This is a genomic window from Lacticaseibacillus absianus (genome assembly GCF_013407595.1).
GTDB classification, from domain to species: Bacteria; Bacillota; Bacilli; order Lactobacillales; family Lactobacillaceae; genus Lacticaseibacillus; species Lacticaseibacillus absianus.
Genome location: NZ_JABEKX010000001.1, coordinates 406,499 through 430,127, shown reverse-complemented (window position 1 = coordinate 430,127; position 23,629 = coordinate 406,499). Strand labels below are relative to the sequence as shown.

Below are 23,629 nucleotides of genomic sequence, written 5' to 3'. Positions count from 1 at the left end.
CGGTCACCGCGCCACCGCGTCCGCGTCCCGCCGGCCCTTGCGTGCGCGCAGGGCGTAGAGGATCGAGACGGTGTCGACGACTTCCTGGAACATCGCCCCGATGATCGCGGGGATCACGCCGACGCTGGCGATCAGCATCAGCCCCGTGCAGATGAGGATGCCGATCCAGACGGCTTCTTTGGCGATGCGCATCGTGTCTTGGGCGATCAGCACCGCCCCGGCGACCTTGGTCAGGTCGTCGCGCAGGATCACCGCGTCGGCGGATTCGGACGCCGCAGTCGCGCCGTGTGCGCCCATCGCGATGCCGACGTCGGCGACGGCCAGAGACGGCGCGTCGTTGACGCCATCGCCGACCATGATCACCGGCCGCTGGGTCGGCTTGAGGCCGTCGAGCACCGCGATCTTATCGGCTGGCAGTTGTTCGGCATAGACGTTGTCGATGCCGACTTCCTCGGCGACAGCGGCCGCGATCGGCTGCGCATCGCCGGAGATCATCAGCGTCTCCTGCACACCGAGGCCGTGCAGCGCGCGGATCGTCCGCGCCGCTTCCGGGCGCGTCCGGTCGGTGAAGGTGATCACCCCCGCGTAGGCGCCGGCGACGCTGACGTAGACCGCGGTCGCTGCGACGGGTGCCGGGGCGCCGACGTAATCGGCCTTGCCGACGCGCACCGCCTGCCCATTGATCGTCGCGGACACGCCGAAGCTCGTCGCCTCCTCGACCGCCGTCGCTTCGAGCAGCTGGGCCGCGCCGACCGCGCTGACGAGCGAGCGGGCGAGGATGTGAGTGGATTGCTGTTCGGCGCTGGCGGCTAGCTGCAACAGCGTCTCTGCGTCACCGGCCACCGCGGTGACCTGATCGACCGCCAGCACCCCTTGAGTGATCGTACCGGTCTTATCGAAGGCCACGGTGCGTGCGGTCGCCAGCTGCTCGATCGCCGTGCCCGACTTGACGATGATGCCGGCGCGGCTGGTGCGACTCATCCCCGACACCAAGGCGACCGGCGCCGCCAGGATCAGCGGACAGGGGCTCGCGACCACCAGCACCTCGGCCAGCCGGACCGGGTCACCGGACAGCGCCCAGGCCACCCCGGCGATCGCGTAGGCGACCAGCGTGAACGGCACGGCGTAGCGGTCGGCCATGCGGACAAAATGCGCCGGGCGCGCCTCGGACTCGCGCACCAGCTTGACGATCCCTTGGTACTGGCTGTCCGCAGCGGTCTTGGTCACCCGCACGGTCAGCGCGGCGTCACCGTTGACCGTACCGCTCATCAGGTCGGCGCCTGGGGCCTTGTCCACCGGCCGGGACTCCCCGGTCAGGCTCGCCTCGTCGACCAGGCTGGTGCCTGCGGTCACGATCCCATCGACAGGCACCAGCTCGCTGGGCTTGACCACGATGGTATCGCCCACCGCGACGTCATCAACGGGCACACTGGTCAGCGTCCCGTCGACCAGCCGGTGCGCCTGCGTCGGCGTGTTGTCCAGCAGGCGCTTGAGGTCACGGTTGGCGACATGGGCGGCGTAGTCTTCCAGCGCGTCGCCCCCGGTCAGCATCAGCAAGACGATCAAGGCGGCCCAGTACTCGCCGACGGCCAGCGTCGCGACCACCGCGGTGATCGCTAGCAGGTCGACGCCGAAGGATCCGGCGCGCAGCGTCTTGATCATGTCGATCAGCATCAACAGCGCGATCAGGGAGCCGAGTACCGTGATGATGCCCTGCGCCCAGCGCGCCTGCCCGAACCCGAAGGCACACAGGAGCGCCACCGCCCCCACCGTTAACACTGCCCATAGCCGCCGATAATTGTGCATCGCTGATCCCTCCGTTTTTCCTCGTTGTCTACATTATAACGATTCTAAACTGAAAAATCAATCCTGTGGCATCACCGTCACCCGCCAGACCGCCGTGCCGGTCGCCGCCAGCACCCGAATCCTGTTGAACAGCAGGAGCAACCAGCCGAACGCCAACGCGAAGCCTTGGATCTCAAAGGCGGTCAGCGACGGGTAGCGGAAGAGCCGGAAGCCGAAGTTCAGGAGCATCAGCACCCCGCCGACCGCGTAGGAGCCGTACAGGAATTCCCGCGTGACGCCTGGCAGCAGCCAGCGGATCGCGATGATCAAGACCGTGATGATCGTGACCAACATCCCCGCCGCCTCGTCGTGCAGCAGGTGCGAGCTGGCGTCATTCGGGAACAACCCGACCAGCGCCAAGTCGACGGCGACCAGCGTCAGCAGCCACCGCAGCGTCGTCAGACGCCAGTTGTGCGGGTACTGCTCGTGCAGCTGGACGAACAGGTAGTCGACTAAGGCGATCATCAGAAGCGCCGACATCACCAGTGTCAGGTTGAACTGCCAGGCGTAGCTCGCCATCTTGGTGCCTAAGAAGCTCAGGTTGTACTGCCACCAGCGGCGCTCGCCGTTGGCCGCCATCGAGATCACGACCCCGGTGATGACCACCAGCGTCAGCAGCGTGCTCAGCATCGCCGCGTTGATCGATAAGGCGGCGGCGACCATGCAGGCGTTGGCGATCAGGATGAACACCAAGAACACCAGCGCCGCCGTCACCAGGTCGAAGCTCGCCCCCGGGAACATCTGGCCGAAGACCCAGAAGATCCCCAGCAGCGCCAGCCCCAGGATCACCCCGAACGCCAGCAGGATGACGGGAAAATTCCGCCAGTAGATCTGCCGCGAGAACCGGTTTTCGCCTTCATTACGCGTTTTGATGAAGAAGCCGGCGAACATCAGCACCCCGGTCACCAGCCCGCAGCCGATCACGAAGCTGGCCACCGAGTAGCGGCCGCCGGTCAACGACATCGTCTCGTAGCCCTGCATCACCCAGTACGCGTAGACGCCGACCGTCATCACCGCTGACACGATCAGCGGCCAGACCAGAAACAAGCGGCGGTTGCGCATCCGCTCGGCCGGCTCGGGGCGGATCGTCACCCCGTCATTCTTGATCACCAACTGCATCGGCGTCCCCGCCTCAAGCCCCAGCTGCGCACACACCTCTGCGGGCAGCTGCACCGCCTGGCGCGGTCCTTCGTCTTTCACATTGTCCCCTCCATTGCTGAATCTTCCCTTACTATACCGTATTCCGCCGCACCGTGAACACCTGATTGACTGGACGCCAAAAAGGGCCTGGCATGCAGGCCCTTTTTCCCGCCGAGCCGTGATCGCTCAGCCGATGGCGTCGTTACTTGGTCTTGGGGGACCGCCGATGGATCCCCAAGGCCCCGATCATACCCATGATCATCATGCCCAACAGCCCCAGGAGCGACGGGGTCTCGCCCGTCTGCGGCAGCGTCGTCGCGCTGGCACCCCTGCCAGCTGCGGCTGTCGCTTGCGTCCCGGTGGTCGGCGCCTCCTCCAGGTGCGCCGTCGCGTTCGGTGCGGCCGGTTCGGTCGGTGTGACCCGCTTGACCGGTGTCCCCGGCACGTCTGGCTTGACCGGCGTGTCTGGATCGCCTGACTGGTCTGGGTCGCCCGAGTTGTCCGGGTCACCTGACTGGTCTGGGTCGCCCGAGTTGTCCGGGTCACCTGACTGGTCTGGGTCGCCCGAGTTGTCCGGGTCACCCGACTGGTCTGGATCGCCCGAGTTGTCCGGGTCGCCTGACTGGTCTGGGTCGTCCGGCGTTGCCGCCACGATCGTGAAGGTGCTACCGACCAGGGTGACCGTGTAGTTCGGGTCATCCCCGGCGGTCACGGTGATCGCGTAGTCGCCGGCCGCTTCGCCTGGTTCGCGCGCCACCGTGTAGTCGAGGGTCTCCCCGTCGACTGCCCCGGTGACCGTCGCGGTCAGGGTCGGCTCCGCCGCCCCTTCGACCTTGGTCGCCGCTGCTGCGGTGATCGTCGCCTGGGCCTTGTCGATCACGACGGTGCCAGCCGTGATGTCGGCCAGGGCCAGCGTCGTGTTCGGGTTCGCCGCCAGCAGCTTCGCCACGCCGCTTGGGCTCAGCGTCACGGTGTAGCTGCCCGCATTCGCGTCAACCGCGGAGAAGTCGAAATCGTCTGCCGTCAGGTCTGGCACGGTCACGCCATTGTCCAAGGTGACTGCCGGCAGGTCAGGGAAGGTCGTCGTCCCGTCGTAGGTCTTGGTCAGCCCACCGACCGTCGCGTGAAGCGCCGTCGCCGGTGTCACCTGCGGTTCGGAGATGGTGAACCACCCGGCGGCCGCCGTCACAACGGTCACGTCGTAGTTCGGGTTATCCCCAACGGTCACGGTGAGCGCGTAATCGCCAGTCGCTTCGCCTGCGTCTCGGGTCACGGTGTAATCGAGGGTCTCCCCAGCGACTGCACCGACGACCGTTGCCGTCAGCGTCGGATCGGCCGCCCCTTCAGTCTTGGTCGCCGCATCCGCGGTGATCGTGACGGGCGCCTTATCGATCACAACGGCGCCACCCGTGATGTCGGCCAGGGCCAGCGTCGTGTTCGGGTTCGCTGCCAGCAGCTTCGCCACGCCGCTTGGGCTCAGCGTCACGGTGTAGCTGCCCGCATTCGCCTCAACGGCGGAAAAGTCGAAATCGTCTGCCGTTAGCGCCGGCACCGTCGCCCCGTTATCCAGCGTGACTGCCGGCAGGTCAGTGAAGGCCGCCGTCCCGTCATAGGTCTTGGTCAGCGCGCTGATCATCACGTGAAGCGCAGTCGTCGGTGTCGCCGGCTGGTCACTGATCGTGAAGGTCCCGCCGGCCACGGTGACGTCGTAGTTCGGGTTGCTCCCCGCCGTCACGGTGATCGCGTAGTCGCCAGCGGTTTCACCGGCGTCACGGGCCACGGTGTAATCAAGGGTCTCGCCGTTGACTGCGCCGTCGACCGTCGCCGTCAGCGTTGGCTCGGCGGCGCCTTCGACCTTCCCTGCCGCGTCGGCAGTGATCGTCGCCTGGGCCTTGTCGATCACGACTTGGCCCGCGGTCACGTCGGCCAGGGCCAAGGTCGTATTGGCGTTCGCCGCGACGAGCTTGTCCACACCCGCTTGGCTCAGCGTGACGGTGTAGCTGCCCGCATTCGCCTCAACGGCGGAAAAGTCGAAATCGTCTGCCGTTAGCGCCGGCACGGTCGCCCCGTTATCCAGGGTGACTGTCGGCAGGTCAGTGAACGCCGGCGTCCCGTCATAGGTCTTGGTCAGCCCACCGACCGTCGCGTGAAGCGCAATCGTCGGCGTTGCCGGCTGTTCACTGATGGTGAACGTCCCGCCGGCCACAGTGACGGCGTAGTTCGGGTTGGTCCCTGCCGTCACGGTGATCGCGTAGTCGCCGGCCGTTTCACCGGCGTCACGGGTCACGGTGTAGTCCAGGGTCTCCCCGTTGACCGCGCCGTCGACCGTCGCGGTCAGCGTTGGCTCGGCATCGCCTTCGACCTTATTCGCATCATCTGCGGTGATCGTCGCTTGCGCCTTGTCGATCACGACTTGCCCGGCAGTGACGTCAGCCATGGCTAAGGTCGTGTTGGCGTTGGCCGCGACGAGCTTATCCACACCACTTTGGCTCAGCGTGACGACGTAGCTGCCCGCATTCGCCTCAACGGCGGAAAAGTCGAAATCATCCACGGTCAACGTCGGTACCGTCGCCCCGTTATCCAGCGTGACTGCCGGCAGGTCAGTGAAGGCCGGCGTCCCGTCATAGGTCTTGGTCAGGCCACTGACCGTCGCGTGAAGCACAGTCGCCGGTTGCGCCGTGATGGTGAAGGTCCCGCCGGCTACGGTGACGTCGTAGTTCGGGTTGGCGCCTGCCGTCACGGTGATCGCATAGTCACCAGCGGTTTCGCCGGCGTCACGGGTCACGGCGTAGTCCAGGGTCTCCCCGTTGACCGCGCCGTCGACCGTCGCGGTCAGGGCGGGCTCGGCGTCACCTTCGACCTTGTTCGCGTCATCTGCGGTGATCGTCGCTTCCGCCTTGTCGATCACGACTTGGCCAGCGGTGACGTCGGCCAGGGCCAAGGTCGTGCTGGCGTTGGCCGCCACGATCTTGGCCACGCCCGCTTGGTTGAGCGTCACAGTGTAGGTCCCAGCATCCGCCTGGACCCCGCTGAAGTCGAAGTCATCTATGGTCAGCGTCGGCACCATCGCCCCGTTATCCAGGGTGACTGCCGGCAGGTCAGTGAAGGCCGGCGTCCCGTCATAGGTTTTGTGCAGCCCACCGACCGTCGCCGTCAGGGCCGTCGTGGTCACGACTGGCCGCGGCTTGATCGTTAGCGTGCCCGGCGTGACCTGGATCGCATAGTTCAGGTTGTCACCGAGCGTCACATTGATGGCGTGGGCGCCCAGCCTGTCGCCAGGGTCGCGGGTGAGCGTGTAGTCGAGCGTCTCGCCGGCAACGGTCCCGGTGACGGTCGCCGTCAACACAGGATCAGGGTCACCATCGATTTTGACCAGGTCATCCACCGTGATGGTTGCCTGCGCCTGCTCGATGATCGCCCGACCGGCGCTCACGTCGTCTGCGGTCAGCGCCAGACTTGGATCGGCCGCCGCAAGCTTATCCAGCCCGCTTTGGCTCAGCGTCAGCTGGTAGCGCCCAGCCCCGGCGCCCACGGCGTCGAAGTTAAAATCAGCCACCGTCAGGACCGGCACCGTCGCGCCGTTGGTCAGGGTCACTTCCGGCAGGTCACTGAACGCCGTCGTGCCGTCGTAGACCTTGCGGATCTCACCGATCGTGGCCTTGAAGGCCGGTGCCGTGATGGTAAAGGTCCCGCCGGCCACGGTCACATCGTAGTTCGGGTTGGCCCCCGCCGTCACGGTGATCGCGTAGTCGCCAGCGGTTTCACCGGCATCACGGGCCACGGTGTAGTCCAGGGTCTCCCCGTTGACCGCGCCGTCGACCGTTGCGGTCAGCGTTGGCTCAGTGTCACCTTCGACCTTATTCGCATCATCTGCGGTAATCGTCGCCTGGGCCTTATCGATCACGACTTGGCCCGCCGTGACATCGGTCAGGGCCAGCGTCGTGTCGGTGTTCGCCGCGACGATCTTGTCCACGCCAGATTGGCTGAGCGTGACGGTGTAGGTCCCCGCATCCGCCTGGACCTCACTGAAGTCGAAATCATCCACGGTCAACGTCGGCACCGTTGCCCCGTTGTCTAGGGTGACTGCCGGCAGGTCAGTGAAGGCTGCCGTGCCGTCGTAGGTCTTGCGCAGCTCGCCGACCGTTGCGTGAAGCGCAGTCGTCGCCTGCGCCGTGATGGTGAAAGTCCCGCCGGCTACGGTGACGTCGTAGTTCGGGTTGCTCCCCGCCGTCACAGTGATCGCGTAGTCGCCAGCGGTTTCACCAGCGTCACGCGCTACGGTGTAGTTGAGCGTCTCGCCGTTGACGGCCCCGTCGACCGTGGCAGTCAGCGTTGGCTCAGCGTCGCCTTCGATCTTATTCGCATCATCTGCGGTGATCGTTGCCTGAGCCTTATCGATCACGACCTGGCCCGCCGTGACGTCGGTCAGGGCCAAGGTCGTGTCGGTGTTCGCGGCAACGATCTTGTCCACGCCAGATTGGTTAAGCGTGACGGTGTAGGTCCCGGCATCCGCCTGGACCTCGCTGAAATCGAAGTCATCCGCAGTCAACGTCGGTACGGTCGCCCCGTGGTCCAGGATCACTGCCGGCACATCTGTAAAGTCTACATTCCCGTCGTAGGTCTTGGTCAGTCCTGCGACCATCGCATGAAGTACGGTTGTCGGTGTTACCGGCTGTTCATTGATCGTGAACGTCCCACCAGCCACGGTGACGGCGTAGTTCGGGTTGGCCCCCGCCGTCACGGTGATCGCGTAGTCGCCGGCCGTTTCGCCCGCGTCACGCGCCACGGTGTAGTCCAGGGTCTCCCCGTTGACCGCCCCGTCGACAGTTGCCGTCAGGGCAGGTTCGGCGTCGCCTTCGACCTTATTCGCATCATTTGCGGTGATCGTCGCCTGCGCCTTGTCGATCACGACTTGGCCTGCGGTGACATCGGCCAAGACCAAGGTTGTGTTGGCATTCGCCGCGACGAGCTTGTCCACGCCCGCTTGGTTGAGCGTGACGGTATAGTTGCCGGCGTCTGCTAGCACGGCAGAGACGTCAAAATCGGCTGCGGTCAACGTCGGTACCGTTGCCCCATTGTCTAGGGTGACTGCCGGCAGGTCAGCGAAGTCCGTCGTGCCGTCATAGGTCTTGCGCAAATCACCGACGGTCGCCTTCAACGCCGTCTTCGGCGCTACTGGCTTAGCGGTGATTGTGAAGGTTTCACCTGTCACCTTGACGTCATAGTTCGGGTTAGTCCCCGCCGTCACAGTGATCGCGTAGTCGCCGGCGGTTTCGCCCGCATCACGCGCCACCGTGTAGTTGAGTGTCTCGCCGTTGACTGCCCCTTCAACCGTCGCGGTTAGCGCTGGGTCGGCGTCGCCTTCGACCTTATTTGCCGCATCTGCGGTGATCGTCGCTTCCGCCTTGTCGATCACGACTTGGCCCGCTTTAACATCTGTGAGTGCCAGCGTCGTGTCCGTGTTCGCGGCAACGATCTTGTCCACGCCGCTTTGCGTCAACGTCACCGTGTAGTTACCAGCATTCGCCTGGACCTTACTGAAGTCGAAATCGGTCGCCGTTAGCGTCGGTACAGTCGCCCCGTTGTCCAGGGTCACCTCTGGCAGGTCGGTGAAGGTCGTGTTGCCATCGTAAGTCTTGTGCAGACCGCCGACGGTCGCGTGCAAGGCAGTGGCCGGTGTGGTCGTCCCGCCTTTAGCCGTGATGATCGCGTAGCCCGCGGTGATCTGGTCGTCTGGCAGTGAGGTACTGCTCCCGTAACGGGCCTTGATCGCCGCGATCCCCTGATTGCTCAGGGTGATCGCGTAGCGGCCCGGTGCGGCCTGGACCTGATCCCAGTTAAAATCATCGGTGGTCAAGTCGGTGATCACGTCACCGTTGCTCATGGTGACCGTCGGGACGGTTGTGAAGATCTTGTAACCGTCTTCTTCCTTCGTCACGTTGCCCACCTGCGCGGACATGACGTGCCCGGTGACCGTCAGTGTGCCGGTCTTGGCGTCGATCTTGAAGTTTTTCTCATTCTTGTCATAGATCACTTCAAGCGTAGTCGTGCCGAAGTTCCCTTCAGCGATCTCCCGCGTCGTCTGGATCGTGTATGCCGGCGCTGTCATCCCCGGCAGCAGGCCGTCCACCGTTGCCGTGTAGGCCGGCTTCGGGGTGCCGACTTCCCAAGTCAGATTATCAGGCGTGATCGTGATCGGCCGCTTGGTGATCGTCACTCTGCCACTTGCCTTCTTGATGCCATCGGTGCAATCCGGGTTGGCCGCCAGCACCTTGGCTTCACCGGCTGGCGACAACGCGATATCGTAGCTGCCTGCGTCCGCACCAACTGCGCTGAAGTCGATGTCGTCCGGCGTCAACGTCGGCACATTGGGGTTAGAAATACCGGTGATCTTCGCAATCTGGATGTCCGCAAAATCCGGCGTGCCATCGTACACCTTCGTATTGACCGTCGTGCCCAAGCTGACGGTCATCGGTGTCGGGATCCCACCGGCATGCACAGTCTGCGCCGGCTGGCTAAGGACCGCTTCGGACACCGCCATCGTGCCAAGCGCTAACGTGGCCACGGAGAGGCTGCTGACGAGCCAGCGCTTCTTGGCTTTGTACAGCCGCTTGTGCTCGCTTTGCCGATACGCCATTTCCACCTCATGAAATAAGTACTTTTGCATCTTGCTCCTCCATTTCGACCAAATATTTGGGGTACTCAACCAAACCGTCCTGACGGATCAGGACGACTTGATGAATACCCCACAATATTCAGTGATGTCACCCCAGTTCAGGGATGCGCATATTTTTCCGCTTATTCCTCACGCCGCCGCTTGACCATCGCCCCCGCGAGTCCAAGCATGCCGATCAGGCTGAGCCCGGTCGCAGCAAGCAGTTGATTTTTCTCGTCGCCCGTTTGCGGCAGTTGCCCCACTGCCGGTGTGTCGGTCGTCGTGTCGTCGACGCGTGAGTCGAGTGGCTGAAGTGCTGGCCCCTGCGGTTCATTCGGATCGACTGTCGTTTGAGGCGTCTTCGGCCCCTTCGGATCGGTCGGGCCGGTCGGGTCCGTCACTCGGACGTAGATGACCGTCTCTTCCATATCTGCACTTGCCGCGTTCAGCCCTGTGACCGCCGCGATCGCCTGAGGCGTCGCTGTGTATCCCGTCAACTTCGGGCTGGTCTTGGCGTCAAAAGTCGTATCCTGGTCCACGGCGACCCAGTCGGTGAAGACCGTCGCGCCAGTGACCTTGTCGACCGTCGCCGTACGGGTGAAGGTCACTTGATCGACCACATCCGCATGCGCCTGCGTCTGATCCTGGTAGAAATAGTGGATCGTCTGCGTGATCACCCGCTGTAGGCCATCGATTCCGGTCTCCGCCGGCCACTTCGGCCCGTCCGGATTATCCATGTCGATTGCTTGCCCCGGCTTCCCTGGCTGCGCTGGGGTGGCCGTGACCATCCCGTGCTTCAGGTGCACGCCGTAAGTCTGGTGATGCGTAGAGTCGGTGTCGAACACGATGCCCGTCGTCGGATAACCATCCGACACCAGCTCGAAGCCGAGTCGCAGGTACATCGCGATGTCGGAATCGGTCCGGTACAGGCTCGTCGTGCCAGTCTCCCCGGTCGCGTACTTCGTCGCCAGCCACTGATGCGTCGTATCATCGAAGAAGACGACCCGCAGCTGTTGCTGGTCCGCCGTGTAGGTGACCACCAGGTTCATATCCCCAGTGTTCGCGTTCACGGTGTAGGCGTCCGTTGCGGTCAGATCCGGCGTGTAACCTGCCTGTTCAGGGCTGGTCAATGCGTCGAAGCTGTCCCCGTCTACTGCCACCCAGTCGGTGAAGTTGGTGACCTTACCGGTCACGTTGTCCACAGTTCCGGTGCGCTGGAAGACTTTGACATTGACCACGTCCGCAGCCACTTTGCCGCCCTTAGCGTAGACGTACTGAACGCGCTGGGTCACGGTGTGTTCGAGCTGGGCCTTCGCGGAGTCTGCCGGCCAGTCAGGTAACCCTGGCTTGATCGGCTCGCCCGGTGTGCCCGGCTCGTCTGGCGTGATCTCAGTCGTACTGTGCTTCAGGTGAACGGTGTAAGTCTGATCTGTCTTGGTATCCGTATCGAAGGTCACGACGTTGCCGATTGGCAGGTCGTCTCCGTCGATCAGGTAGCCGAGACTAAGCAGCCCGCCTTCGATCGCCTGGCGTACATTGGTGTAGTTGTGCGTCGTCTCACTGCCACCGGTCAAGGTGTCCGTGTGGACCGTCACACCACTCGCATCGTCATCAACGTAGTTGATCAAGATCCGCTGGCCGTCTGTCGTGTAGGTGACCACCAGGTTCATATCCCCAGTGTTCGCGTTCACGGTGTAGGCCTCCGTCGCGGTCAGATCCGGCGTGTAACCCGCCTGTTCAGGGCTGGTCAGCACGTCGAAGCTGTCCCCGTCTACTGCCACCCAGTCGGTGAAGTTGGTGACCTTACCGGTCACGTTGTCCACAGTTCCGGTGCGCTGGAAGGTCTTGGTCGTGATGATATCGTCGGCGACCTTACCCCCCTTGGCGTAGACGTACTGCACGCGCTGGGTCACGGTCCGCTCAAGCTGCGCCTTTGCGGAGTCTGCCGGCCAGTCAGGTAACCCTGGCTTGATCGGCTCGCCCGGTGTGCCCGGCTCGTCTGGCGTGATCGTGGTGACGCTATGCTTCAGGTGGATCGTGTAGGTTTGGTTCACCAGGTCATCAGTATCGAAGGTGATCACGTTGCCGGTCGGTAGGTCGTCCCCGTCGATCAGATAGCCTTGCGTGAGCAGGCCATGTTCAATCGCCCGACGCACGACGGTGTAGTCGAGTTGCGCTGCGCTACCGCCAGTCATGGTGTCGGTATGCACGGTCACGCCACCGGCGCTATCGTCGACGTAGGTGATCACGGCTTTTTGCTCATTCGCCTTGTAAGTCACGATGACCGCGATCGGCTGCCCGTCAGCCGTCGCCGGCGTCGCCGCCACAGTCGTCACATCAGCGGTGTAACCCACGATCGACGGCGTATCGACAGCGTTGAAGCTAACCGTGGTCGGTGTCCACTCGCTGTAATCGATCATATTGGTATACGCCATCGGCGCGTACCCAAGACGGGTGAAGGTGACGGTCTCGGTGTGTGTGTTCAACCGCCCCTCACCGTTCGGTGCCGGCGTGCCGTCGGTATTCCAGACGTTGGCACGGTCCCCATTCTCATATTGATACGTGATCGTCTCGGTCGGCTGGCTCATCAGCAACTGGTTAGGATTCGTCGCTGCGGCATCATAGATGCGCAGGATCCCCGGTTCAACGGTGAAGTGATAGTTCCGGTTCGCCGCACTCGTCATGTCGATAGGTGCCAGGGTGATGTCATAGTCCCCAACATCGACGAACGCGCTCAGGTCGCCGATCGTCAGAACTGGGGTGATCCCCAGCGTCGGTACGTCGAAACAATTGATATAGCTATCGATCTTCGCCTGCTCGTCTGCCGTCGCCTGAGGGAACGCCTGGCCGTCATACATCTTCTGGAGGTATGCCAGCGTAACGGACACTTCTGCCGGGGTGACGGTGAAGTGGCCAACGCCAATCGAAGCCGTCGTGAGGTAATACGACGGGTTCGCCTCCTGTAGTTTTTGTAAGCCGGCGGCGGACAGCTTGATGTCATAGGTGCCGACTTCTTGTGAGACGGCACTCAGGTCAAAATCGTCCTCAGTCAGTGCCGGAATCTGGAGCGCCGGATCGGCAGACGTCAGGGTGAACGTCGTCGGATCCTGCGACGAATCGTTGTCATAGACCTTCTCGAAGCCGCTGATCTGCACACTCGCCTCGGCCACGTTCTTCTGATAGTAAACCGTGAGCTTGAGCTCGTTAGCGCCGTTGTAATCGGAGCCGATCGTCAGTGCCCCGATCGTTGTGGCGGTATCCCCAGGTTGGGTATCCCCGGTGACCGCCACCGCCGTGTAACCGCTGATGGTCGGGACCGTGATCGCCGCGAGGGTATCGCTTTCGCCCGCATCAAGGTACGCTGCACTCAACGGATCGCTGGTATCAGCGATCCCGTCGCCGTTCGTGTCGTAACCGAGGTCCGTCTGTGTCGCCTCATCGAACAGAGAGACCACGTGCCAGGTCACCCCAGACTTATCCGCATCCGTAACGCGGTCGGCCGGGTCTGGCAGATCCGCCTGAAGCAGTGGGGCCTGCAGTTCGGTCTCCGTCCCCTGTTCGAGAAGTTGAACCTCACGACTGACCGAGAACCCGAGTTCAGTCGCGGTCACTTTGTGCTTTAGGTGGATCACGATGGATTGGTCGGTCTCGGTGCCAGTGACGAGTTTGCGCGTGATTGGGTCGAGCTCTTCGGTCGTCGTGTAGATCCCGGTCAACGTGGTGTGATCGGCATTCGTCCCCAAGCCTTGCGCGCCTTGCGACTGGTCCTCTTCTCCGACCCATTCGTACCCAGCGCTGGCAAAGTCCCACAAGGTGTCGTCAGCGTCAGCGTCCGTCTTACCACTCATGGTCTCAGCAAAGGCAGATAAGTCCTGTGGATCTGTTGCGTCGTCATCCACATACGTAACATTGATCTTCTGAGTGTTCGGGGTGTAGTAGTACTTGACAATCGTGCTCCCATTGGCCTTGAACTTCCAGTCGGTGTCGCCGGTCTCGCTCCCAGACAGGAAATAACCAGGAATATCCACTTCTTCCCGCGGGATCGGGTCGCCAGGCGCCCCTTGAAGCAGGAACGTGCCTTTCTCGTCGATCATCGGTGTGGTCGTCTCCCCGTTCACATCAGTGAACGGCTCGCCTCCCTGCAGACCGACGCCAACTGGCAAACCGGTTTCGCTACTTAGGTAATGAAACTTGGCCCCCTGGGCTTCGATCTCGATCTGCTGAACGATAAAGCCCATGGTATCCCGGCCGGAACCCGCCTTATTAAAAAGCTTAAACGTAGCAGTCACCGAACCCGCTGTGTCTCCCGCTTGCACATTCACATCTGCGGAGATAGCATTAATCCAGCCCTCGGCAGGCGCTACCACCTTGATGTTTAGTGGCGTATCTGGCCCGCCATCAACAGAGGCTGTCCCCGTGATAGAATCACCAGTATCTGGAAAAGACCCCTGACCAATCATGACATTTAGCTCAGCCCCGTCAGGGATTTGGTAACCTTTAGCAATATTCGATTGGATGGTCAAAACTGAGGTACTGTTGGTGCTACCTGTGGCAGCCCCTGAATCATTGATCGTGACGCGAGAAAGCGGCGCATTAGGGTCACGAACGACCACGAACACAGATACACTATTCCAACTACCCGCTTTTACCCCTGGCAAGCCAACTGCTACTCTATGCTTTCCTCCCGCTAACTGTCGCGCCAGATCAAGGTCATTAACGTACGCCAAGAAGGCATTGTTATTCGCATTTCCCGCAGCCATAACCGGGAGTTGATAGCCACCAAACCCAGCAGAAGAGATCTTTGAATGGTCGCTGTCAGCCGTATATCCCGCAAAATATCGTCCTGGATTAATTGTAAAGTCATCCCAGTAGAGTTGTAGCTGACCACCATTCACCAGATTCGCCTGTGTAGCTGAATCACCAGCTTCTGCCTGAGCCACAAAATATGCCGCCACAATGTTGTCTGGGTCAATACCCGTCAAGTCAATATCCGCGACTGTCATTTTCCCATCAGCGAAATCTCTTTGTGATGCCGCGATCACCCGATAGTGCCCCTGCTCATCAAAGATATTCGTCCCCACATGCGTCGCCGCCTGATCATTCGGGTCTACAATTTCCCGGAACGCCCCGATCAGGCCCTGATCCTTCAGTGCCTGCACGGCGGCCTGGTAGCTAGACTCGCTGGACGCCGTGATGATCAGATCCCCATAGTCATCGACGATGGCGGACACGTTATCCGGCAGCGCGGCTTGAGCCAGCGCATCTTCGGCGGTCTGCTTGGCGCCGAGCTTGTAGCCGTACTTGTCCTTGTCCAGCATCGACGCCGCTTGGGTCAGTTCCTGGTTCATCGTGTTGAGGAGCTTGGCGGCCTGAGTCAGCTTCGCCAGCGCCTGTTCGACGTCGGTGACGGACAGCGCCTCAGCTTCCACCGTCAGGTCAGCAATGGCTGCCGCTTCCGTAGTCATGTGCTGTTCAAGGGCCTTCATCGCCGCGTTGTTGACGATGTTGTCGGTCTCGTCGGCTGCGGCCAGCGCGTCGTCTTGGGCCACGAAGACCTTGATCTGCGCCAGCGTCTTGGCGGCACCCTCGGCCAGGTTCTGGGCCGTCGCGCTGCTGTAGCGGTTGGTGGCCGCGACAGGTACCGGCGTCGTCTCGGTCTCAGTCGCAGCGATCGTCGCGGCGTCTTCGGTCGTTGCCGTGTCCGCAGTCGTCTGGGCAGCCTGTGTGGTCACTTCGGCCTCAGTTGCTGAGGTCTTGGTCTCTGCGGACTGCGCTGCGGTCACAATCAGGTGCCCCGCGGCCACATTGGCCGCCGTCACCCGGTAACTCGGGTTCGCGTCTTGCAGCGCGCGCAGGCCCTTAGCGCTCAAGGTCACGGCGTAGGTGCCCGATTCGCTCGATAAGTTTGCGACGTCAAAATCCGCCGCGGTCCATGCTGGTGCGACGAGGCCCTGGGTCAGGGTCACCGAATAGACCCGCGCTTCTTCGACCTGGTCACTAGTGACTGTCTGGTCTTGCAGGGTGACGCCGGTGCCGATGATCGCCGCGACAGAGGCAGTCGCGGTCGTCGGATCGGTGATCTCGGTCGCTTCAGCCGCATCAGCCGTCGCCGTCTTGCCCGCCGCACTGGCGGTAGCGCCAGTCGCGGCCGGTTCGGCCGTTGGAGTCGTCTGCGCACTTGCGGTGGTCGCCGCGGCCTGCTTGCTGCTCTGGAGCACCACGCCGCCTTGCGTCGTGGTCTCCGTCGTCGCCGCTTGGTCGGCCACTACGGCAGTCGCGCCATCGGCTTCATCGGCATGGACTTCTTGCAACTGATTCGTCAACATCATGCCGGCATACAGCAAAGAGAGCCCGGCGGTCATCCAGAGCTTGCCCTTCTTGTACATCTTGTAGTGGCGCTTTTCTTCAGCTGTGTCGCGTAGAAGCCGCGACCCCTTACTGCATCGATACATTCCGATTCCTCCTCATGAACGCCCCTGATCCTCGTGGTCAGGTCATGCTTCGTCTCGCCCGAACGCGGCCCGTGCCCGGCACTTACCGAGGCATTGACCGGCGATCAAGCTGCACGCGGCAGCCTGACGACGTTAGGCTATGTGACTATCTTACCGGGCCCGGTCGCTGGGTTGCGAAAACCGGTCAAATCAGGGACTCGCCATCACGTTCACTGCTGCCCAAGATGCGCCAAACGGCCACCGGACAGCGCCTACGCAGCAGACGTTGCCCGGTGGCCGTAAGTAGTTAGTTCATGGGGGTCACTGATTCGGGATTTATATTATCATGTGAATCTTCGCATTTTATGTCACATTTCAATAAAAACGAATTAAAAAACGCATTATATCGTTAACCGTCGCCACTAGTTCACCCCTCACGCCACGTCCTGCCAGAACAGCCGCACGCGGGTGGCGATCCGCAACGCCATGGACGCGGGGAACAGCGCGCACAGCGCATTCTCCAGATCCGTGTCGTTCAGCCGGACCTCCGCTTCCTGCACGCTCATGCTCTCGCGGACCACCGCCTGGCTGAGCCGGAAGCCGATGGCGGTGGACGGCGTGCGCCGCTCCATGATCCACGCAGTCGCCTGCTGAATATTCGCCTGCACACCGGAGCGCAGTGCGCTCTGCAGCAAACCCATGTAGACGGCGTCGAGGTCTTCTGGCGTCAGACCGTTGATCGTCGCGCTGCGGGTGCGCTCGGTGCGGATCAGCCGGTCGAACAGGAAGGCCGCGACCTTGAAGTCCAGCCCCGGCAGCAGCCGGATCACCAGCCGGTACTCGAAGGCGTTCCAACTGTCATAGGCGGTCAGGTCAGCGTACAGCGCCGCGATCGCCTTGGCCTCGGCCAGCGGCGCATCGCTCGCGTGTAGCCACGTGATCTCCACCAGCGTTGCGAGCTGCGCGAAGCCGACGTTACCGGTGGCGGCGGCCTGAGTCTTCAGGCTGGCGATCTGCGTCTGCAGGTACTGCAACTCGATGGCCGTCGTCGGTGGCGTATCGACCAGCGCGAACGTCTCCCGCGCGGCGGCGGCGAGTGGCAGCTCGGTCGCCTCTAGGGCCGTGACAAGGTCAGCCCCGTCGATGCGCAGGTAGTCGAAGGCTGCCATCAACACGGTCAGCTTCGCGTCCGCCCCTTCGCTGAAGAAGCGGTAGAACGCGGACTTGGACACGTAGAGCGCCTTGCGCAGCGCGTCGCCGCGCTCCCGCTTGGCCTGCCGGTAGCGGCTGACCAGCGCACCGAAGTTCTCAAGCGGCGCCGCCAGCGGCATCGGCACCCCGCTGGGCACCGCCGGGGTCGACAGGTGCCGGACTCGAGACAGCCGCTCAACTTGGGCCCAGAGCCGGGTGAAGACGCTCGCGAACGGGCAGTCCTGGTCCGGCCAGATCCGCAGCAAGACGGTCTGGAGCGTCCGGTACTGCCCCTCAGCCTTGGCGGCGCCGACCAGGAGCGCCTGTTCGACGATGTGGGCGAAGCGCAGGTAGAGCTGGTACTTCATGCGGTCCGCCTGCGTCTTGCGCGCCTGCATCCAGCCGATCACCAGCCCGACATGTGCCGACTGCCGCGTCGCGATCACGTTGCTCAGCATCGCCATGTAGTCATCATCGACCGCCTCCGCCGCGACTGCCGAGACCACCGGCATCGTCGCACCGAAGAAGCGTACGGCCAGCCGCTTGAGCTGCGTGTAGGCGAGGAAGCTGATGCACGGCAAGATCAGCTGGTACTCGAAGCCGGTCCAGGCCGTGTAGGTCGTCAGCGCCCCGTACAAGTCGAGCGCGCGGCGTTCGGCCGCGCTGACGTCGCCCGTCAGTTTGGCCTCCATCAGCTCCGCGTACTGCGCCTGTAAGTCATCACCGGGCAGGCCGGAGCGCGTCGCGACCGCCCGCAGTCGCTGGCTGTGGGCGCTCATCGCGCTCGGCGGCACCTGTCGCCTCACGATCGCGTTGATCAGCTCTTGCGTCGCCGATAGCGTCGTCTGCGTCGTCAGCAGGTCGTCGGCCAGGTACGGGTCGATGTCACTCATCTCCAGGCGCAGCGCCGTCATCAGGTTCATCAAGACATGGATCTTGAGCTCTGCTTGCCCCTCACGCAGCCGCTTGTACGTCGAGCTCGAGAGCCCGGCCGACCGCCCCAGGGCCTGGATCGAGACGTGCTTCATCCGGCGGGTCTGGTCGATAAAATCGATCAAGGCGACTTCTGTCATCGGCTCACCCCCCGTGGAGCCCAGTCCGCGTCACGCTGGCTCAGGTCCGGCCGCCACCGCTGCCCGGCGCGCAGCCACTGGCAGTTGCTCTGCACGTGGATCGTCTGGGTCACCGGGTCAGCGACCGTCACGACGATCAGCGCGTGGTCGTATTGGGTCTGCGTCACGGTGCGGCCTTGCGCGTCCGTCCAGGTCGTCTGCGACTGGCGGGTGAAACCACCAAGGTCGATCAGCGGGTCTTCCATCGTTGCCTCCTGCGGGTCTGTACCCAAAAAAGTCCGCTCGTCACCTCGATATGGGTCCTCGAAGGGGCGAGCGGGCGTCTGCACACGCCCCCACTCAGGCATGGTGTCGCTGGCGCGTCTCGGTGCGGACCGAGGCGCAGTGGTGGGCGATGTATTGTCCCAGGTCGTCTTGCAACGTCCCGGTGACAATGTCGACAGCGGCGGGCACGGCGGGCTGACACGCCGCCGCGAGCTCGCGGGCGATCTGGGTGTCGAACACCACCGGATCACCGCGGTACGCCGCCATCACCGCCAAGCACACCGTGTCGTCTGGCGTCAGGCGCACCGGCACCGCCCAGTACGCGGTGATCCCCGCCACCTGCGCGACACACGCCGCCAGCGCGGCGCTGACCCCCGTCAGGTCGAAGGCCTCCGGCAGCAGTGCGACCGCACTCAGTTCGGGATCGATCACCGGCATCACCCGGTTGATATAGCGCCAGTACGCCAGCGTGACGGGCATCGAGCTCGTCCCCGGATCCAGCAGGGCCCCGGCTAGTGCGTACTGCTCACTGGCCGTCATCACCGTGCTCATCTCGAGTGCTTGTGGCGTCATCGGCCAGGTGGTCCCGGCCGCCGTGGCGATAAACGCGGCGCATGCCGCCGCCGTGGTGAACGCCGGGACATAGGCCTGTCCGTCTGCAAGGTAGGTCGTCTTGGCCAGCCGCTGCTTGCCCGGGCCCTCAAGCGCCGGGACAAACACGGTCAACTTCAGCAGGCGCGCGGCGAAGCGCCGCTCGACCATCATGTCTTGTGGGTGCGCGATGAACTGCGCGAGCTGATCGGCAAAATTCGTCGGCACCGGCTGCGGGCTCACTGCCGGGTGCTCCCCGGGCTGGACCAGCCGCAGCTGCGGTGCGGCGATCTGACCGCTGTAATTATTCGTCATCTCTGTTTTCCTCCGACCGGCTGAACGTGTGCGACTTTCCCCAAAGTCAACACACTGTGGTCTTAAGGCGTGGCGAGATGCTCACACGTGGCGCACTTGACACTCCGTCAATGACGCCACGCTTCTCACGGTGACGTCTGATGAAGTCATCTTAGCATGTTGGTTAATGGAATTAACCGCCTCTGTTTCTGCGTTTTTTGCCCGTCGATCAAAAAACCGAGAAGCCCCCGACCGGCACCGGTCACTGGCCCCTGCACCCGGTCCACTCATCGCTCTCCAACAACCCAGCGTTCTGCGCTGCCACCGTCAGCGCTACATTAAGCACCTGCACCGTCTCCGTCCCAATCGATTCATCGTCTTCATTCGATCCAGCGCCCTTAAGATGTCTACAGATTACTTGTGATCGCCCGCAGCTCCCCTCGCAAGTCGTTTTGTTTGCCCCAAAAACCGATTCGCAGTAGACTGCAGATAATCCAAGGGGAGCTCGCCTGGTGATCGCGTCAGCGCAACGCGGTCGTTCACCGACGGGTAGCCGAAATCATCCAGGGGATATTGCTTCCTCAGTAGGCTAGGCCCGGAGTATCGATACGGTGAGGCGTGATGAGTATGCTCACGTTAGCTGGTCTAAGTCGGATGACACCACCGGGCACAAGGCAAGACGGTGGTGATCGGTGCAACTGCACGCTGCCACGCCAGACGGTCTGAATCTGGCGGGATAATCAAGACGGTGACGCAGACTGACCGCGTCACCACCCGGCTGGTCGATGGCAGACCGTTCACCCCCGGCCGGGCGCCCCCGCGGGACAGCCGCGGTAGTCAGCCAAAGGCGTCCTCAGGTGCCCTGAGGGCGGCTTTGGTGTGTCTGAAACCAGAGCGGAGGACTCGCGGACTTAGCGGGACGACTAGCCTAGCTCAGTGCGTTGAGCCCGCACTTAGGCTCGACGTACTGTGCGTAGCTAGACGCGCCCGCGTTGCGAGTCCGCAGCTCGACGTCACCAGAGCGGCGCAAGGCCGCCCTTAGCGGGACGGCTAGCCTAGCCGGGCGCCTTGGACCGCTCCTGGGTCCAAGGTGTCCTGCGGCGTGAGGCGAAGCCGAACGGAAGCAAGATGCGCCCGCGTTGGCCTTGCAGAGCTCGACGACGATCGGGAAGTAGTAAGCAAGCACCCAACCATTGGTGAGTTCCCGCCCAACGTCAGCCCCAAAGCCACAATGTTGTGCGCATCTCCCGGGCTTCTTAGCAGGACGGCTCACCTTTCTGCCTTTTTTCAGGGGCCGATGACATGACCGCCTTAAAAAGGCTGTCTGACGAGAAGCAAAAAGGACCAAGATCGGAAATTCTCCTAAGCGGATTTCCAGTCTTGGTTCCTTTTTTCAGGGTTGTGTCACATCCCCTTGCCCCGCACACTTACGCTTCGCGTTGCTTCAATACCGTCAACTGCGGGAAGATCCCCAGGTCGACGGGTTCGCCGAAGGTCGCTGCAGGGGCCATCGCGGTGACGCGCACCGGGCTTTTGGTCAGCGGCTTGAGCAGCTTCAGCTCGCGCTGGAAGTCTTGGGCCTCTTTTTTGGTCGGCACTTGATTGCGGTAACGACTAATCATAATTGATCTTCCTTCCCAAGAACCCGGTCGCCTGGTACACCGGGGTGATCTGTCCGCTGATGGTCTGCCCGAGCGGATCGGCGGTCGTGCCGATCAGAACGTCTTGATCTGCGGCCAGCAGGCCTCGGCAGGCCACGACCAACGCGCGGGCACACTTGCGGTCGAACTCGGCCGGGGTCCCGGTGTAATCGGCAATGATCGCGAGCGCCAGCGGGCCGTTGGTGGTCTCACGCACATTCGTCGTCCAGAGCTGCTTGACGCCGTGCAGTCGCTTGGCGGCACGGGTCAGCGCGCGGGACAAGACCAGCTTGTCGATGGTCAGCGCCTCGATGCTGACGCGCTCGACCTCGGCTTCCATCACCGGCACGACGCGCGTGATGTAGTCCCAGTAGTCGAGCGTCAGCGGGAACGACTGGCGACCGGGGTTGACCAGCAGACCGTGCACGCCGAGGCGCCGGACCTCCTGCATCAGCTCGGCGGTCGCGAATGCGAAATTGCGCATGTCGAGGTTCGCGCCCATGTGCTGCGTGAAGTGTTGCCGCGTCGCCGCGTCGGTGAACACCGGGATATACTGCTGCCCGTCGGCCAGATAGGTGGTGACGCCGAGGCGCATGGTCATCGTCGGCTTGACGTCATCGCGTTGCACCTGACCCGTCGTGGCCACTTTGACCAGCGCCTCGAACTGCGCGGTCTGCAGCATGCTGGCAAACCGTCGCGCCGTGTCTTCGTTCAGCGGATCGCCGATGAAGCGATTCAGCTGAATCGCCATGGCCCCGCCTTGCAACGTCGGCGGCGTCGGTACGACACTCGGCGACGTGACCGCAGTCATCTCTTGTGGGTCTATCATCAGGACACCCCTTCTTTCATGCGCCTGCGCGTGGTCAGCCGTTCAGCTTGCCGATGGCATCCAGCAGCTGGTTGCCGCTGCGGACCAGGTCCTTGACCTTACTCGTCTCGCCTTGGTCCACGGAGTCTTCGATCGCCTAAGCGACTTGCTTCATGTTAGCGGTCAGCATTTTCATCGGGGTCAGGTTGATCAGTGATTCGATCTGTTCGTAGTTCATGTGAGTTCCTCCTTAGTCAGTGCGTCATCAGGGCCAGTGCCTGCATGAACGCGCGCATGTTCGTCATCAGGGTCGCGACCTGTTCTGTTTTCAACAAGTCGGCCTCCACGTTGTGGTCGAGCAACATCGCCTGCTGGTGTAGCGCCTTGGCCATCAGCAAAACGATCGCCTGGTCCGCCGGGCGGTGCGCGGCGGGCACTTCTGGGGTGGTCGACGCGGTGTCGACCTTGCCGTCGCGACCGGCAGGCGCGGCCTTCGCAGGCGCTGGGGCGGCCGGGACTTCTGGGGTGGCCAGCGACTCCAGCGGCATCATCGCGTACACCGCGGTGCGCGTCGACGGCGCGGCCGGCACGAAGTGGGCCGGGTCGGTGATCAGCTCGTAACCGCTGGCGGTCTTGAGGTAGTAGCGCTTCTCGTCGCTGCGGTGCGGGAGCTGCAGTGGGACCAGCTCGCCGGGCGCGTCTGGGTCCGCCTGCAACTTCAGTTCCTGCGGCTTGCGCCCGTCTTCGAGCACCATGACCGACGCGAGCTTCGAGTAAGTCAGCGTCAGGGTCGGGGCCTCATCGGTCGGCATCACCCCGGTACTGGGGCGCGACTGGGCGATCAGGCGGAACCCGGCGAACGCTGGCACGTTCACGGTGTATTCACTGTCGATCGCGCCAAAAATACTGAGATCGTCATTCAACTTATGACCATCTTGATCCACGTAGCGCACGATCAGGCGGTTTTGTCTGACCATCGGCTGCGGCTTCGTCTCTTGCATGAGTGGACCTCCTTTACTTGGTGCACGGAATCGTAGGATCATGGGCGACATCTCATCTACGGATTAATGTGAGCTCGGCACGGGGCCGATGAACAAGGTCCATGTTACCCCGGCCGATGCGCTGCCACGCCAAACCCGTCAAAAACGGGAGAAATCCTCACCTGACGGTTTCGGCCCGACTGGCGCCCCGGTGCCCCCCTTGACGCCACCGTCAGGCTGGGTAAGATAGCCTCATGGTGCGTCCCCCAACGCACCTGCACAATACTTCGTCGGCACTCCTCCCACGGGTGTCGATCATAGCTTCCACCAGGACAAAGCCCACCATTGCCGGGCTTTGTTTTTTTTGCCAGAGCATAGGACTCGCGGGCTTAGCGGGACGGCTAGCCTCGCTCAGTGCGTTGAGCCCGCACTGAGGCTCGACGTGCTGAGCGTGGCTAGACGCACCCGCGTTGCGAGTTCGGCGCTCGACGGTGCCAGAGCGGCGCAAGGCCGCCCTTAGCGGAACGGCTAACCTAGCCGGGCGCCTTGGACCGTTCCTGGGTCCGAGGGGCCCGGCGTAGCTGACCCATGCCGCTATGTTTCATGTGTCCTGCGAAGTAAGGCGAAGCCGAACGGAAGCAAGACGCGCCCGCGTTGGCCTAGCGGCGCTCGACGATAACCAGCGCATAGGACTGCGGGCTTAGCGGGACGGCTAAC

The 23,629-nt window shown here is 62.8% G+C and carries 10 protein-coding genes; all 10 read right to left on the bottom strand.

The features are described 5' to 3' along the window. Positions 1-3 precede the first annotated feature (3 nt). Positions 4-1,806 carry a heavy metal translocating P-type ATPase gene (locus HII33_RS01620; protein ID WP_179394053.1) on the bottom strand — a complete coding sequence of 601 codons (1,803 nt, stop codon included), beginning with the start codon at positions 1,804-1,806 and terminating at the stop codon, positions 4-6. A 57-nt stretch (positions 1,807-1,863) separates the two neighbouring features. Then, positions 1,864-3,045 (bottom strand): DUF998 domain-containing protein, encoded by a 1,182-nt coding sequence (locus tag HII33_RS01615; protein ID WP_179394052.1) that lies wholly within the window; start codon positions 3,043-3,045, stop codon positions 1,864-1,866. Positions 3,046-3,187: 142 nt separating this feature from the next. After that, positions 3,188-9,652, bottom strand: a complete 6,465-nt coding sequence (locus tag HII33_RS01610; RefSeq protein WP_179394051.1) for an MBG domain-containing protein — start codon at positions 9,650-9,652, stop codon at positions 3,188-3,190. A 131-nt stretch (positions 9,653-9,783) separates the two neighbouring features. Continuing rightward, positions 9,784-16,092, bottom strand: a complete 6,309-nt coding sequence (locus HII33_RS01605) for a mucin-binding protein (protein WP_179394050.1) — start codon at positions 16,090-16,092, stop codon at positions 9,784-9,786. 413 nt (positions 16,093-16,505) lie between these two features. After that, a complete protein-coding gene (locus HII33_RS01600) occupies positions 16,506-18,335 on the bottom strand; it encodes a hypothetical protein (protein WP_179394049.1) in 1,830 nt (609 codons plus the stop codon). Then, positions 18,332-18,580 (bottom strand): hypothetical protein, encoded by a 249-nt coding sequence (locus HII33_RS01595; RefSeq protein WP_179394048.1) that lies wholly within the window; start codon positions 18,578-18,580, stop codon positions 18,332-18,334. Before HII33_RS01595 ends, HII33_RS01600 begins: the two co-directional genes overlap by 4 nt. Before the next feature lie 94 nt (positions 18,581-18,674). After that, entirely contained in the window at positions 18,675-19,505 is an 831-nt protein-coding gene (locus HII33_RS01590; protein WP_179394047.1) for an SseB family protein, read from the bottom strand. Positions 19,506-20,911: 1,406 nt separating this feature from the next. Further along, positions 20,912-21,106: a hypothetical protein gene (locus tag HII33_RS01585; RefSeq protein WP_179394046.1), complete on the bottom strand. Its 195-nt coding sequence runs from the start codon at positions 21,104-21,106 to the stop codon at positions 20,912-20,914. Then, positions 21,099-21,953 carry an SseB family protein gene (locus HII33_RS01580; protein ID WP_179394045.1) on the bottom strand — a complete coding sequence of 285 codons (855 nt, stop codon included), beginning with the start codon at positions 21,951-21,953 and terminating at the stop codon, positions 21,099-21,101. The genes HII33_RS01585 and HII33_RS01580 overlap by 8 nt, the downstream gene beginning before the upstream one ends. 233 nt (positions 21,954-22,186) lie before the next feature. Continuing rightward, positions 22,187-22,933 (bottom strand): MucBP domain-containing protein, encoded by a 747-nt coding sequence (locus HII33_RS01575; RefSeq protein WP_179394044.1) that lies wholly within the window; start codon positions 22,931-22,933, stop codon positions 22,187-22,189. Positions 22,934-23,629: the final 696 nt, after the last annotated feature.